This window comes from Mesorhizobium sp. M2E.F.Ca.ET.219.01.1.1 (genome assembly GCF_004016445.2).
In the GTDB taxonomy this organism is placed as follows: domain Bacteria; phylum Pseudomonadota; class Alphaproteobacteria; order Rhizobiales; family Rhizobiaceae; genus Mesorhizobium.
In genome coordinates, this window is the sequence record NZ_SADT02000050.1 from 1 (window position 1) to 455 (window position 455).

The window sequence follows — 455 nt, forward strand, 5'->3', positions numbered from 1 at the left end:
GGTGTAAGGACTTCTTAACAACCGACAATCGGACTGCAGGGCTTGGCAGCGAAAATCATACTCACCGCGATCGGCGTGCTCGTTGCCGCCGCCGGCCTCAGCGGCTGCACTTCGACCTCGCAGATGAAGGCCGCGCCCCAGCTTGCGGCAGCTTCGACGCCGACCGTCGAGGACGACACGCCGACCATCGCGCTGCCCGAAACAGTAGCCGTGCTGCCGGAGCCTTCCGGTCTAGCGCAGGTGCAGACCGCGGCCCTGACCGGCGATGCTGTTGCGCTGGCGACGCCGCCGGGCGCCCCCGCGACGCAAACCACGCTGGCGACTCAAAGCGCGCTTTTGCCGCCGCCCGTCCAGCCGGGCGCTGCCTTGCCGGCGCAGCCGGCAGCTTTCGCCGGCTCGACGCCGATGGCCGGCCAATTCCCGCCGCCGCCGGTGCTGACGGCGGGCGGCTCGCC

The 455-nt window shown here is 70.8% G+C and carries 1 pseudogene; it reads left to right on the forward strand.

Features of this window, described 5'->3' with window-relative positions:
* Window positions 1-42 precede the first annotated feature (42 nt).
* Window positions 43-455 (forward strand): annotated as a pseudogene (locus EN862_RS34870) (lytic transglycosylase domain-containing protein); the annotation flags it as partial.